The sequence below is a fragment of the Ohtaekwangia koreensis genome (assembly GCF_900167975.1).
Lineage (GTDB): Bacteria > Bacteroidota > Bacteroidia > Cytophagales > Cyclobacteriaceae > Ohtaekwangia > Ohtaekwangia koreensis.
Genome location: NZ_FUZU01000004.1, coordinates 455647 through 471273, shown reverse-complemented (window position 1 = coordinate 471273; position 15627 = coordinate 455647). Strand labels below are relative to the sequence as shown.

Annotated in this window: 11 protein-coding genes; 10 read left to right on the top strand and 1 reads right to left on the bottom strand. The window is 43.6% G+C overall.

Annotation, left to right across the window (positions count from 1 at the left end; translation table 11 throughout):
- The first annotated feature begins 197 nt into the window (after positions 1-197).
- From B5Y40_RS25270 to B5Y40_RS25230, 9 genes are all read left to right on the top strand, one after another.
- Positions 198-932, top strand: a complete 735-nt coding sequence (locus tag B5Y40_RS25270) for a (Fe-S)-binding protein (protein WP_079690010.1) — start codon at positions 198-200, stop codon at positions 930-932.
- Positions 932-2323, top strand: coding sequence for a lactate utilization protein B (locus B5Y40_RS25265; RefSeq protein WP_079689645.1), 1392 nt, complete (start codon positions 932-934; stop codon positions 2321-2323). The genes B5Y40_RS25270 and B5Y40_RS25265 overlap by 1 nt, the downstream gene beginning before the upstream one ends.
- The gene (locus B5Y40_RS25260; RefSeq protein ID WP_079689644.1) at positions 2307-2897 is read left to right on the top strand and encodes a LutC/YkgG family protein; all 591 of its coding nucleotides are present in this window, start codon (positions 2307-2309) and stop codon (positions 2895-2897) included. Before B5Y40_RS25265 ends, B5Y40_RS25260 begins: the two co-directional genes overlap by 17 nt.
- Before the next feature lie 154 nt (positions 2898-3051).
- A complete protein-coding gene (gene rhaM, locus B5Y40_RS25255) occupies positions 3052-3366 on the top strand; it encodes an L-rhamnose mutarotase (protein WP_079689643.1) in 315 nt (104 codons plus the stop codon).
- A 3-nt stretch (positions 3367-3369) separates the two neighbouring features.
- Positions 3370-4914 (top strand): sialate O-acetylesterase, encoded by a 1545-nt coding sequence (locus B5Y40_RS25250; RefSeq protein WP_079689642.1) that lies wholly within the window; start codon positions 3370-3372, stop codon positions 4912-4914.
- 25 nt (positions 4915-4939) lie between these two features.
- Positions 4940-7915 (top strand): glycosyl hydrolase, encoded by a 2976-nt coding sequence (locus B5Y40_RS25245; RefSeq protein ID WP_221408988.1) that lies wholly within the window; start codon positions 4940-4942, stop codon positions 7913-7915.
- A gap of 161 nt (positions 7916-8076) precedes the next feature.
- The gene (locus B5Y40_RS25240; protein WP_079689641.1) at positions 8077-11418 is read left to right on the top strand and encodes a SusC/RagA family TonB-linked outer membrane protein; all 3342 of its coding nucleotides are present in this window, start codon (positions 8077-8079) and stop codon (positions 11416-11418) included.
- 29 nt (positions 11419-11447) lie between these two features.
- Positions 11448-13292, top strand: coding sequence for a RagB/SusD family nutrient uptake outer membrane protein (locus B5Y40_RS25235; protein WP_079689640.1), 1845 nt, complete (start codon positions 11448-11450; stop codon positions 13290-13292).
- Positions 13293-13567: 275 nt separating this feature from the next.
- Positions 13568-13837: a hypothetical protein gene (locus B5Y40_RS25230; protein ID WP_143785939.1), complete on the top strand. Its 270-nt coding sequence runs from the start codon at positions 13568-13570 to the stop codon at positions 13835-13837.
- A gap of 34 nt (positions 13838-13871) precedes the next feature.
- Here the strand turns inward: B5Y40_RS25230 and ruvC are convergent, their stop codons facing one another.
- Complete coding sequence (gene ruvC / locus B5Y40_RS25225) at positions 13872-14426, bottom strand: crossover junction endodeoxyribonuclease RuvC (protein WP_079689638.1); 555 nt, start codon at positions 14424-14426, stop codon at positions 13872-13874.
- A 44-nt stretch (positions 14427-14470) separates the two neighbouring features.
- On the opposite strand from ruvC, the gene B5Y40_RS25220 reads away from it, so the two are divergent.
- Complete coding sequence (locus tag B5Y40_RS25220) at positions 14471-15577, top strand: glycosyltransferase (protein WP_079689637.1); 1107 nt, start codon at positions 14471-14473, stop codon at positions 15575-15577.
- Positions 15578-15627 lie beyond the last annotated feature (50 nt).

Here is a 15627-nt window from a genome sequence, read left to right as displayed (position 1 = left end):
GCCTGCATTGTTCTCTTGTTATTTGACTCCATGTTAAAGAATGTTTTTTATTTAGCGTTAACGCGATTATTTTTAGCACGCCAATCATTTCCCGGATAGCTTACAAAGACCCCCGCTCGTAAGGTATGACCTTGCGCCACACGCACACGCATATGCTGCCCGTACAAAACAGGCAGATATTTTTTAATGTTATACAGATGAAAGTAGCCCTATTCGTACCATGTTATGTAGACCAGTTCTATCCACAGGTAGCCATTGCTACACTGGAATTATTGGAAAAGCTGGGCGTGGATGTAGTATACCCCGAGTCACAGACTTGCTGCGGGCAACCCATGGCCAATTCTGGCTTTGAACATCTTACCGGCGGATGCAATGATAACTTCGTCCGGAATTTTTCAGGATATGATTATATAGTTTGTCCTTCCGGAAGTTGTGCCCTGCACGTGAAGGATCATTTGCATGCTACAGATGAGAAAGCAGCAAAGGAGATTCGTGGAAAAGTATATGAGCTGGTTGAATTTTTAACAGATATAGTCAAGGTTGAAAACCTCACATCACGTTTTCGCCATAAAGTAGGATTACACCAGAGTTGTCACGGTCAGCGTGGATTAAAGATCTCGCAAATGAGCGAACTCGTTTCCCCACCTTTTTCAAAAACAGAACAACTGTTGCACATGGTGCAAGACCTTGAACTCATCTCGCTGAAACGCCAGGATGAGTGCTGCGGCTTTGGCGGTACATTTTGTGTTGCCGAAGAAGCGGTGTCGGTAAAGATGGGAATTGATCGTGTAGCGGATCATATCACGCATGGTGCAAGCTATATTACTGGTAACGACATGTCGTGCCTCATGCACCTGGAAGGTATACTCAGACGTCAGAAGAGTTCTGTGAAAGTAATTCATATAGCCGAGATCTTAAATTCAGCAGAGTAATGGAACAAAAGACAAGCGACCACGCGATACTTGCTGATAAATTTAATCAGGATATACCACGTGTAGACTGGCATGATAAAACGTTGTGGTTTATCCGCGAGAAGCGTGATAAGGCAGCGTGGCAAATTGCTGAGTGGGAGGAACTCCGGGAGCTGGCATCACAGGTAAAAAATAATGTACTGGATAATCTTCATGATTACCTGCTGGAGTTTGAAAAACAAGCGCAGCAAAATGGAATAACAATACATTGGGCCGCCAATGCCGAAGAACATAATCGCATTGTTCATTCCATTATACAACAGCATGGCGTTACGGATATTGTGAAGAGTAAATCCATGCTCACGGAAGAATGTCATTTAAATGAATACCTGCAGAAGCAAGGCATTACCGTTGTGGATACTGACTTGGGTGAACGCATTGTCCAATTGGCAGGAGAACCACCGAGTCACATTGTGTTGCCCTGTATACATTGGAAGAAAGAAGAGATCGGAGAATTATTCCATCAACATTTGGGTACACCAAAAGGAAACGCCGATCCACAATTTTTAACAGCTGCTGCGCGGGAACATTTACGACAACGCTTCCTCACAAGTCGTGTGGCGATCACGGGTGTAAATTTCGCAGTCGCGGAAACCGGTGAGATAGTCGTATGTACTAATGAAGGAAACGCAGACCTTAGCGTACAACTTGCCGAAGTACATATAGCCTGCATGGGCATCGAGAAAATTATACCACAGCGTAAACATCTCGGTATATTTCTCCGCTTACTGGCGCGAAGTGCAACCGGACAACCCATCACAACGTACTCCAGTCATTTCAGAAAACCGCGTCCGGGCCAGACGATGCACATTGTACTGGTAGACAATGGCAGGAGTGAACGCCTGCAACAGGAAAGCTTTCGGAATGCTTTAAAGTGTATACGCTGTGGTGCCTGCATGAATACCTGTCCTGTATATAGGAGAAGTGGTGGACATAGTTATCAATACGCTATAGCAGGCCCCATCGGTTCTATCCTGGCACCAAGCCTCGATATGAAGAATCATGCCGATCTTCCGTTTGCCTCTACGTTATGCGGATCGTGTACGAATGTGTGCCCGGTAAAGATCAACATCCACGAACAGCTTTATGACTGGAGACAAGTGCTGGTGAAGAATGGGCATGTAAGCTCCGTGAAGGCAGCGGGTATAAATGGAATGGCCGCAGTCTTGTCACGCCCTGCTATATATAAGATTGCAGGGGCAGCCGGACGTTGGTTTATGAAATATATACCTGCGATCGTCAATAATAAATTCAACCCCTGGTATAAGCAACGCGAGATGCCGGCTGTACCCAAGCAGTCGTTCAACGAATGGTACCGTCAAAACCGGAAAGAAAATGGAAAGCAGAGCTAAGATCTTAGAAGCACTCAATAAAAAGTTTACCGATCATCCGGCACCATTGCCTGCGTTGAAATCTTTTCCGTATGCAGCGGGCGACCCCATTGATAAATTTGAATTTGTACTGCGTGGCATAGGAGGAACGACCGTACGCGCCAGCAACTGGCAAGAGATCAATGACTATATCCGTAAAGAGTATACTCCTGAAAATAGAATTATATCCCTGGTAGAGCAAGTGGAAGGATCAGCGATCACTCCCGATAGCGATCCACATACTTTTGAAAATGTAGACCTGGTAATTCTTCAGCCACATTTTGCAGTTGCAGAAAACGGAGCCGCCTGGATTACATCTGATAGAATGGGTGATCGCGCATTACCTTTCATATCACAGCACATTGCATTAGTCGTTACAACGGATAGTATACTGCACACCATGCAGGAAGCTTACGAAAAAATTGGTAACGCCAATCATCCCTTCGGAACATTTATAGCGGGTCCATCCAAAACGGCAGATATAGAGCAGTCGCTGGTACTCGGAGCACACGGGCCGAAGAGCATGACTGTATTTTTATTGAGCCACCAGATCTGAATAGCAACCATTGCATGTGAATCTTGAATTCGTTCAACGATTTACATCTCTTGCTTAGCAATTAACCTATAGCGTTTAACTTCCCGTAGCGGGATAGTACAGGACGCGCTTTGCTTGCCTATATTCATAGATTGGTTTCCTCAATCATTGGATCATGAAACGTGCAGCATTCAAAATGAAACTCAAGCCTGGTTTCCGGGAAGAGTATAAGAAAAGACATGATGCCATTTGGCCTGAGCTGACAGCGCTCTTACAGGAAGCAGGCATTCATGATTACTCTATTTTTCTGGATGAGGACACCAACACGTTGTTTGCTGTCCAGAAAATTACGGGCGATGCGGGCTCGCAGGATCTTGGTAAAACACAACTCGTGCAACGCTGGTGGGCCTATATGGCTGACATCATGGAGACGAACCCGGACAACTCTCCGGTCTCAATTGCCCTTCCTGAAGTTTTTCATCTTGATTAGGCTATGCGGTTTACAGCGGTACTCGTTTTTGTTTTTCATATAGCGCTGAGCTTCGCGCAAGTGAAGCCTGCAAACGTGTTTAACGATCACATGGTATTGCAGAGAGATATACCCGTTCCGGTTTGGGGTACAGCGAAAGCGAATGAAAAAATTATGCTGGAACTGAACGGTCAGAAGCTTCACACAAAGGCCGATAAAGCGGGTAGATGGTCTGTTGCGTTTGCCCCTATGAAAACAGGCGGTCCCTATATATTAAAGGTATCCGGTAAAAATACCATCGCATACAATGATATATATATAGGCGAGGTATGGTTGTGTTCCGGGCAATCGAATATGGATATGACTGTGGCACGCGAAGACCGCTATTGGTGCGGCGTATACAACGAGAAGGAAGAAGTAGCCAATGCCAATTATCCACTGATCCGTGTATACGATGTGGATTATAATCCGAAGGATGAACCCCAAACAGATGTTGCCGGCAAATGGGAAGTAGTCTCTCCACAGACGATAGGACATTTATCCGCGACAGCGTATTTTTTTGCGCGTGATATATTTGAGAAGTATAAAGTTCCGATCGGTTTAATCACAGCCGCCTACGGAGCGAGCACTGCAGAAGCCTGGATCAGCAGACCCGCATTGCAAAATCACCCACAACTTTCCTTTCTCCTCGAAGACTATAAAAAGAAATGTGCAACATACGATACGAGTATCACTGCTAAACGTAAATATACCGAGGCGTATACAACCTGGAAGATAGCAGCAGATAAAGCTGTAGCAGAAGGGAAAGATAAACCTCGTGAACCAAAAAATCCGGATCCTCATAAAGATCAACATAATCCTGCGGTGCTATATAATGGCATGATTGCTCCTTTGATTCCGTATGCTATACGGGGGGCGATCTGGTATCAGGGTGAATCGAATGGTCCAACGGCCAGGCTATATGAAACGTTAATGCAAACCTTGATCGGCACGTGGCGAAGTGATTGGAAGCAAGGGGACTTCCCGTTCCTATATGTACAGTTGGCGAATCACCAGGCGCTGATCAACGATCCTGTAAAAGATGATCCCATGGTGTTGGTACGGGAGGCACAATTGAAAAATCTTTCTATACTCAACACCGGCATGGCCGTTGCCATCGATAACGCAAACCCGGATGATCCGAATGACATTCATCCCAAGAATAAACAGATAATCGGACATCGTCTTGCTCGTATAGCACTTGCTAAAGTATATCGAGAAAAGGACCTGGTATATTCGGGACCACAGTATACAAAAATGAGTGTCGAGGGAAATTCTATACGGCTTTATTTTGATTATGCGGCCACGTTAAAAGCAAAGGGAGATATACTTACGGGGTTCGCGATAGCAGGGAGTGATCGTAAATTTGTGTGGGCTACAGCGAAGATTGAAGGCAACACCATTGTAGTGTCCAGCCCGGAAGTGAAAGAACCTGTATCCGTACGGTATGGCTGGAGCAAGAATCCTCCTGCCAATGTATATAATGAAGCAGATCTTCCTGCCTCACCGTTTGGAACCGATACAGACTAAATATAGTATGGTAGCAATTTTACAGATGATGAAATTTTTTAACGATAACTATACATTAAGACTTCATATGGTACGGTCATGTGCTTTACTTTTGCTTATCGCGATGTATACATCAGCCTGTAAAAATGCAGAGGTTAGCAAACCAGCGTGGCCGACAATTACACAGGAGACCAAGCCGTGGAGCCGTTGGTGGTGGGAGGGAAGTGCGTTAACCAAAGAAGGTATCACAGCCGAGATGGAGACTTATAAAAAAGCGGGGTTGGGCGGTTTGGAGATCACCCCTATATATGGCGTTTACGGGTATGAAAAACAATTCGTTGATTTTTTATCACCGCAGTGGATGGAGCTGTTCATGCATACGCTAAAAGAAGCGGAACGATTGGACATGGGAATTGATATGGCTACAGGAACCGGCTGGCCGTTTGGTGGTCCGTGGGTAACAGACGAAGATGCGTGCAAGGACATGGAATATAGGGTATATGAATTGAAGGGTGGCGAAAGTCTTCAAACTAAGATCGAAATGATTCAGGAACCTTATCTACGCGCTGTAGGAAATCAGGTCCATGAAGTACAGGATCAACCATCAACTGAAAATACCATTGGAAAGAGTACCATCCGGGAGCCGGCCTTACGTGTCGATCAAAAGAAGATCGACATCAAAGATCTCGTTCAACCTATAGCAGCAAATAAAAACCTTCAGGCGCTTGCACTCGACCAGGTAAAATTTGAAAGGCTGCTGCCTTTGCAAGTGTTGATGGCGTATAGCGAAAAGGGAGATATAGTTGATCTCACAACAAAAGTAGATCGTGATGGGATACTTCACTGGGTTGCACCAGCCGGAAACTGGAAGCTATATGCTGTATTTGAAGGATGGCATGGAAAGATGGTAGAACGTGCCGGCCCCGGAGGAGAAGGCAATGTCATCGATCACTTCTCATCGATAGCATTACAAAATTACCTGCATCGTTTTGACAGTGCATTTAAAGGGAAAGATATAAAGTCGCTTCGTTCGTTTTTTAATGATTCCTATGAAGTAGATGATGCACGTGGTGCCGCCGATTATACACCTTTGCTTTTTGAAGAGTTTAAGAAAAGACGAGGCTATGATTTGAAAGATCATCTTCCGGCATTATTCGGTAAAGATGATGATGAGAAGAATAAACGTATACTCTGTGATTATCGGGAGACTATATCTGAATTGGTGCTGAACAATTTTACACTGCGATGGAAGGAGTGGGCGCATCGTAATAATGCTTTGATTCGTAACCAGGCACATGGTTCTCCTTCAAATATACTGGATCTGTATGCTGCCGTTGATATACCCGAGATAGAGGGTATAGAGCCGTTACGAATCAAGATGGCATCTTCTGCCGGAAATGTTACCGGAAAAAAACTGGTTTCGTCCGAATCTGCGACATGGCTCAATGAACATTTTGAATCTAACCTCAGCGATATCAAGGTTGCTGTTGATCGGTTCTTGCTCAACGGGGTAAATCATATCGTCTACCACGGCACATGTTATTCACCACAGAATGAGCCATGGCCCGGATGGCTTTTTTATGCCGCTGTGCACATGAATCCGCGCAATACTTTATGGGACGACTCGCATGTGCTGAATACATATATAGCGCGATGTCAGTCACGCTTGCAAAATTCAACGGCCGATAATGATATCCTGGTATATTTTCCAATCTATGACAGATTTTCAACACCTGGCAAGGAGATGATTGAACATTTCGATGGCGTAGGGAAACAGTTTGAGAACACTCCGTTCCGCGCCAGCGCTGAATACATGCATGAAAAAGGATATGCATTTGATTTTATCTCTGACAAGCAGATTGAAAATAGTGTGGTGGAAAAGCAAATGATCCGCACAGAAGGAAACGGAGTATATAAAACAATCCTGATTGCACAATGTGAATATATACCGCTTAAAACGATGGAGAAGATTATAGCTCTCGCAAAAGCTGGTGCTACCGTTATTGCATACAAGGGATTGCCATCTTCCACTGCAGGATTTGCACAACATGATGAGAATGAAAAGAAATTCCATCAACTGATTGACGAATGGAAAGTAACTGAAAGTTCCCAAGGGGTGCGTGAAATGAAAGTAGGGGAGGGCCGTGTGGTGATAGGCGGTGACCTGAACCAACTTTTAATGTTCACGAAAGTGAGGCGAGAATCAATCGTTGATCAGGGACTACACTATATTCGTAAAAAGGGAACGGATAATAATATAGAATATTTCATCTCCAATAATACGGACACTGCTTATCAAGGATGGGTTCTGATACAAACGCCTTTGGAAGATGTTGTTGTACTTGATCCGATGTCGGGAGAAATTGGTAAAGGCAAATTAAAACGCGAGAATGGCGAATCAAAGGTATATATCCAACTGGCACCCCGGCAATCCATATTTTTAAAGCTTTATGATCAGGCTATAAATATACTACCTTTCAATTTTTGGAAAGCTGCCGGAAATTCAATCCCGCTCACAGGTACATGGAAAGTGAACTTTACGAAAGGTGGCCCAGCTTTGCCAGTTGCAGTGAAGACGGATACTTTAAAATCGTGGACATTGTTTAGTGGCAATGATTACCAGGCATTCTCCGGTACAGCAACGTATACCCTTGAATTTGAAAAGCCCAATGTGCAAGCCACGCAGTGGCAGTTGGATTTAGGTAGCGTCAAAGAAACAGCATCCGTGACGCTCAATGGTAAATATATAGGTACATTAATAGGTCCGGTATATAGTGTCGTGATTGACCCTGCTATACTTCAGGATAAAAATATACTGGAAGTAAAAGTATCCAACTTGATGGCAAATCGCATCGCTGATATGGACAAGCTGAAAGTCTTCTGGCGTAAATTTTACAATGTAAATTTTCCCGCGAAAAAAGCAGAGAACCGAGTCAATGGTATATTCAGCGCAGCTCACTGGGAGCCTCACCAATCAGGTCTTTTAGGACCAGTGAAACTCCAGCCTTTAGCTGGATTTTAAGAGGTTGCATATATACCGGATTTCTCCGGTAAGTTCCATAAATATTCATTTTTGGACTAATTCAAACGTTTTCATAGCGGCATAGTGCAGGATAGTGTGTTCTTGGATATAGTGTAATTTCATTAGATAAGCGCAATCGATTGCATCTAAACCCAAAATCTATGAAAAAACTTTTATCCATTCCTCCACAAATGTTTCATGATCCCTGTCGGGGATTACTCTTGTTACTGCTATGTTGCTGCAGTCTGCAGACAGCATACGCATTTCAATCACGTGTCATTAAAGGTCAGATTCTGTCGGCTGATGATGGCACCGGATTACCGGGCGTTAATATACTTGTAAAGGGTACACCCAATGGAACAGTTACCGATGGCGATGGTAATTACTCCATTGAAGTACCTTCTCCTGAAACCGTTTTGGTATTCAGTTCGATCGGCTATGCTACAACGGAAGTGACCGTAGGTGCGCAGTCATCTATTAATATATCATTGACACCCGATGTTACTTCGCTTGCTGAAATTGTTGTTGTGGGATATGGAAGTGTAAAGAAGAGTGATGTTACTGGTGCATTGTCATCGGTATCGGCAGAGCAATTGAAAGCAGTACCCGTGCAAAGCATATCACAGGCATTGCAAGGACGCGCGGCCGGTGTAGATATAGCACAGAACAGTTTCAGGCCAGGCGATAATCCTACTATCCGTATTCGCGGTAATCGCTCATTGATCGGTGGCAATGATCCGCTGATTGTACTCGATGGTATACCCTTACCCGAAGGTTCAAGTATAAATGATTTTAGTCCAAGTGATGTAGAATCTATAGAGATATTGAAAGACGCTTCATCTACAGCGATCTACGGATCACGTGGAGCGAACGGTGTTATCATTGTGACAACGAAGAAAGGTAAATCGGGCAGAGCGAAAGTTACCTATGACGCATTTTACGGAGTGTCGTCTCCATTAGCAGATATAGACATGAAATCCGGAGGCCAGCATGCAGAGCTTCGCAGAGAAGCATTGCGTAATAATGCGGGACTGGTATATTCTTTACCATGGGCAGATGTAAATGCTGACTTCGTGAACTTTGGACAGCAGGATATAGAAGTATGGAATTCAGTGGCGGATGGTTATGAATGGGTTGATCGTGATGCCAGGATTCCGGTGATGCGGGCTGTAACCGCAGAAGAACGCGCGAACTATGAAAAATACTATGCGCAGTATGCATACCGTTATCCGGAAGGATCTACTTCAAGGACAGCAGATATACAAACCAAGCTTAACAACCTGCGTGCATTGCTGGATGATCCGAATTTGCAGATACCAGTATATAATTCCGAAAAAGTACGCACCACCGATTGGGGAGACCTTGTACTTCGAACCGGAAAGAAACAAAGTCACCAATTCAGTGTAGCCGGTGGAACTGAAAATATAGGCCTGTTCTTCGGTGCCGGTTACTATAAAGAAGAAGGTATACAGATGGCACAAGACTTCGACCGCTTTAATGCAAAGGTCGGGCTGGACTATAAAGTAAATGATTTCCTAAAGGTAGGTGGAACGATTACCGGTACACTATCAACCCAGAACTATGGATCGCCCCTATATTTCAGGGCTATTGGACAGGTTCCGTTGGCCATTCCGTATGATGCCAGTGGCAATATAATTTTTCAACCGGGGGGTGATCCGTTGGTGTTCAGTCCTCTAAATGAAATTGATGATTTTATAGATGATAGAAGAACCACACGCATCTTCGGAAGTTATTATGCCGATCTTAAACTATATAAAGGTTTTCGCTTTCGGGTTAATGCCGGAACGGACTTGAAACAATACAGGAGAGGTCGTTATCAAGGCCCCTATACTTCTGATCGGAGAGGTGGTACATCCTGGGCAGAGTATAATCAGGAAAACCGGTTTACATGGGTTATGGAGAATTTGTTATTCTACGACAAACAGATTGGCGACAAGCATACCATTGGGCTTACTGCCATGTATAGTATGCAGAAAGATCGTTTCGAATCTTCTATCACCAACGTTGCTAATTTACCGTATCCATCACAGCTATACTATAATTTAGGGTCTACGAACGCAGCGGGTCCGGATGCCTTTGGCAGCGACTTCTCTGAAAAAGTTATACTGTCCTATATGGCGCGCGTTAATTATTCTTTACTCGATCGATACTTGTTAACACTGACCGGACGCTATGACGGGCTATCACCTTTAGCGCCCGGGAATAAATGGGGCTTCTTTCCATCCGCTTCACTCGCCTGGAAAATTCATCAGGAGCCCTTCATGAGTACCATTACTGCTATAGATGAACTAAAACTACGGGTGGGTTATGGGGAGGTTGGAAACGCAGGTGTTCCTCCATATCTGGTGCCTGGCCGATTGAATAAAGTTCCGTATGTATGGGGCGAGACTGCAGCTTGGGGATACGTTCCTCAGTTTGTACCAAATCCTAATTTACGTTGGGAAGGAACGAGATCCATCAATGTTGGTATTGACTTCGGATTGATCGGCGGACGGATTTCCGGTACAGTTGAAGCATACGAACAAACTACAGATGATCTGATGATGTGGAGACAATTACCAACAGCTTCCGGATTTTCTTCCATCCTTGAAAATATAGGGAAGGTAAGAAACCGCGGTATAGAGTTTTCATTGAACACTATAAATATAGATGCATCCAATGGATTGCGATGGGAAACCAATATTATTTTCTCCAAGAACAAAGAAGAACTTCTTGAACTATATGGAGGAACCAATGATGATCTTGGAAACCGTTGGTTCATTGGTCACCCGGTAACAACGTATTATGATTGGGAACCTATAGGTGTATGGCAAACTGATGAAGCCGATGCCGCTGCTGCGTATGGAAGAATTCCTGGCCAAAGTAAAGTTAAAGATCAAATTACAGATAACGATGGCGATGGTGTGAAAGATGGACCAGATGGTTTGATCAATGCCAACGACCAGGTTATACGCGGAAACAACGTACCCGATTGGACAGGAAGTATTGTTAATAAAGTATCCTATAAAAACTTTGAGTTGTCGTTCATGGTATATACACGCCAGGGTTCTACTATAGCGAGTGGTTATTATAGACCTGCATTGGCTGGCCGTTATCCTGAACCTGCTTTGGTAGATTATTGGACACCTGCTAATCCTACCAATATGTATCCACGTCCTACAACAGACCAGGAGCGTATTGATTATCCACAGTCATACCTTTTCCAGGATGGATCATTTGTAAAGATCCGGAATATAACATTGGGTTATTCATTTCCGAAGAATATGGTTTCAAGGTTTAAGATGGAATCGCTTCGGATATATGCTACCGCCTATAATCCATTTCTCTGGACTGACTTTAAAGGAGGCGATCCTGAATTCTATGCAAACTCTACACGTGTAGATCGTGGTTTAAATGTACCCATCACAAACGTAGATGATCAGCTTATCGGTAATAACCTGAGCGAGAAAAGTATAGTATTTGGATTAACGGTTGGTTTTTAAATGTCAGTCTTAGATTAAAAAAATCAAGTATGAAAAAAATTATAATACTTCTCTTTTCTTCCTCTGTATTGCTATTCTCCTGCCACGACATGCTGGAAGAAGATACTGTTTCTCAAGCTACATATGATTTGTTTAAAACAGAATCCGGAGTAGAGCAACTTGTAAATGGTGCCTATAACACGTTGCGTTTTCAATTCAACGGTGAACAAAGTTTTACACTATGGAATTATGGTGTTGATGAATATATACAGGCTTCCGATGGCCAGAATAAATTCGTGGATGCCTATACGAATCAGTTGAATTCTACATTCGGAATGTTCCATGATATGTGGACTGCATATTACCAGGGTATCAATACCTGTAATACTGCAATCAAACTAATTCCTGAAGCAGAGCCGGAAGGTGGTGCATTATCAACCGAGCAAGGAAAGAATAGTCGCATTGCTGAGTTACGATTTCTGCGCGGTTACTATTATTTCATGCTGGTGCAGCAGTTTGGAAGTATACCGCTCACGGTAACCGCGACTGAAGGTGTAAACCTTGAATTTCCAAAGTCACCGGTAGCAGATATATATAGCGCGATCATTAAGGACATGCGTGCTGCCGAAGCAATTTTGCCCGTTACCCAGGCCAACCGTGGCAGAATAACACAAGGTGCTGCGCGTCACTTTCTCGCGAAGGTATACCTTACACGAGGAAGCGCAGTGAACGATGAACGTGGCCAGAAAGAAACTGACCTTGACAGTGCTGCATATTATGCAGACCTTGTGATCAATCAGGGTACATATTCACTGGTAAGTAATTTTGCTGACCTCTGGAATGTGTCGAACGAAGCCAGCAGCGAAGTGATTCTCTCTGCTCAGTTTAACAATAACGCGTTGTTATTGGCAAACTCCGGAAACAGAGTACATCTATATTTTCAAATGGTATACGATGGAAAGCCTGGAATGGAACGTGATATTACCTATGGCCGTCCCTTCAGAAGATTGAAGCCTACACCGTATACTATAGATATTTTTGACCGGAAGAATGACTCGCGGTTCTATAAAAGTTTCCGCACGGTATATTTGAGTAACGATCGTACAGCGCCTATTACCATTCCTAAATGGGAGCAAGCCGATGCCGATGCAGGCTATGTTAATCAGGCGAAAGTGGGAACCAATAAATTCAATGTAGGTGATACAGCAGTTATTGTAACCGTGGATAAAAATGTTAACGATGCTGCGATCAAATCAAAACCATATCTGTGGATACCACAGAATAAATGGAATAATGCAGACTTCCTGACATTAATAAAGTGGATGGACCCTACGCGTTTGGACGTAGGAACTGAATTTGCAGGAAGAGATGGGCTCATCGCCCGCCTGGGTGAAACATATCTGATTGCAGCGGAAGCGTATGGCCGGTTAGGCGAGTATGGCAAAGCCGCAGACTATATAAATATATTGCGTAATCGTGCTGCCTATAAGGCCGGTGAAGTTAAGCCTTTCCATTTTTATAAATCGGAAGGCGGCACTTATGGTGATGTAAACAGCACAGCCCCTGCGTTGCAGATCGATGCAAGCTATTGGGACAATGATGTGGCACTCGAACAATATCCTCCTTCTGCATCCTCTACAGAGAGCAGGTTTATTCATTTTATATTGAATGAACGTACGCGCGAGTTGTTGGGTGAATTGCATCGCTGGAATGATCTTGTTCGTACAGAAACATTTTACGAACGCGTAAAACAGTTTCACAGTATAGCATCGGCAAACGTGCAGGAATTCCACAAGCTTCGTCCGATTCCACAAGCACACTTAGAACGTGTGTTCATCAATGGAAAACCGTTGACACCAGATGAACGGGCACAACAACAAAACGCTGGATATTAATTCTCTCAATACTATTTGGTTTGGTGCGTGAAGAGGTTACCCGAAAGGGTAGCCTTTTCTTTTTTAGTATAGCTATATCTTCTTTCAAGGATTGTCATAACAGGTGTCTCATTAATTCTTAACCACGCTACAACAAAGACCATTATGAAGAAAATATTTCTTCAACGCTTGGCTATATCTATTTGATTTATGTAGCAGAAATGTAATTGCACAGCAACGAAAAGAAATACTCCCTTTCGTTGGCATACTTTTTTGCACTCTTATATGAAAAAAGTATGCAAGACATATTGTATAATCTCAACAGCGTAGAAGAATCGTATGGTGAAAGCGGATTAACCGGTATCATCCAGATCTACGAGCGAATCTCAGAAATATCGATGTATATCGATATGAACTCCATTCAGTTAAATGATTTTGAAAAAGAAGAAACGAAAGATCGTCTCAATAAACTGATTGAATTGAATCGTAAAATCCGAAGCGAACTCGAGAAGCAGGAAGAAGAATTGATGAACGCTTCATTGAAGTTGATGACAGTTGTCCGCTAAGTGTTACAGGTTAACATTAACGAACAACGGTGATTTACTTCACTCTTCCAGGATTATCTTTAATAAATGAGTCCCACGATTTGGACTTGGTTCCGAGCGTGCCTTTCTGAAAGTGGTGGCACACTGCAACTGCTAAAGCATCGGTAGCATCTAAAAGTTTAGGCAGTTCTTTAATTGAAAATAAAGTCATGAGCATTTTAGCGACCTGTTCTTTGGATGCATTTCCATTGCCGGTAACAGATTGCTTGACTTTTCTGGGTGCATACTCCACGATTGGAATATCACGCGAAAGCGCAGCAGACATGGCAACACCTTGTGCTCTTCCAAGTTTCAGCATCGACTGAACATTCTTTCCAAAGAAAGGAGCTTCCAACGCTACTTCATCCGGATGATACTCATCGATCAGGCTGAGCACACGATCAAAAATTTTCTTCAATTTCAGTTCATGCCCCTCATACTTACTCAAATGAATAACTCCATACTGCAGGAGATTGATTTTCGGGTGATGTATTTCAATCAGCCCGTATCCCATAATGTTTGTACCAGGGTCGAGGCCGAGGATAATTTTTTCCTTTACAATTTTTCCCACGGGCACAAGATAGGTAGCATCAGGAAATTTTTGAAATTGCAGCGATGCTTTACCTTTTTGTGCTGTATGGATGCAGTTATGGCCTGTTGTTACTATGCCTGATCATAGGTTGGCGCAGGCGTCAGGCATTTCGGCAACCCAAAACACAAGATGTTCATCTTATAAGTGTTCTTATACCTGCCCGGAATGAAGAAAAGAATATACTTTTTCTTTTACGCGATCTGGCTCAGCAACAACACCCAGCGTTTGAGGTCATTGTTATAGACGATCATTCAGACGATGAAACGGTCGCGATAGTTCAACAATTTATAGCCCATACCAAGGGTAATTTTAAAATCATACGAAGTACACTGCACGGGAAAAAGCATGCGCTGACGCAGGGTGTTGAATGCGCGAAAGGATCGGTCATGGTTACCACCGATGCTGACTGTCGCGTGTCGCCAAACTGGCTATCAACTATACATATATACTTTCAGCAGGAGGAAGTGCAGATGGTTTTTGGTGGTGTAAAGATGCAGCCGCGAACATCTTTTTTTCACGACCTGCAAGCTATAGAATTCAGCAGTCTCATGGGTTCGGCCGCAGCTTCAGCAGCACTCGGATTTCCTACGATGTGCAACGGAGCTAACCTGGCCTTTCGCAAATCGGTGTTTAACGAAGTGGGTGGTTATGAAGGAAATATACATATACCTTCCGGTGATGATGAATTTCTGATGCGTAAGATTGCAGCTCACTATGCCAACGGTATATATTTCGTAAAGCACGGAGATGCCGTGGTTACAACCGAACCGTGCAACACGGTGGCGCAATTCGTACACCAGCGGTTACGTTGGGCGGGAAAGTGGCGGCATAATACATCTGTATATACGGTGCTGCTGGCAGTCTATATTTTTTCTGTCCAGGTTATTGCGCTCGTTTGTTACGGTTTACTCTTTTTTGCAGACGGACGTTTATTCGCCTCGGCACTTTCATTTTTGTTGATGAAAGTTTTGCTGGAATATGTATTTCTTCGCTCCACATGTAAATTTCTGCGAACACGCTGGAATTCAACTGCTTTTATAACGCTGCAGTTCATTTACCCGCTGTATGTTATCGGTATCGGAGTATTCGCGCATTTTATTCCACAGCGCTGGAAAGGGCGTCCGTTATAAATGTTGCAGATTGTTAAAAATGACTATACGGTTTTATGTCACTCGTTAAC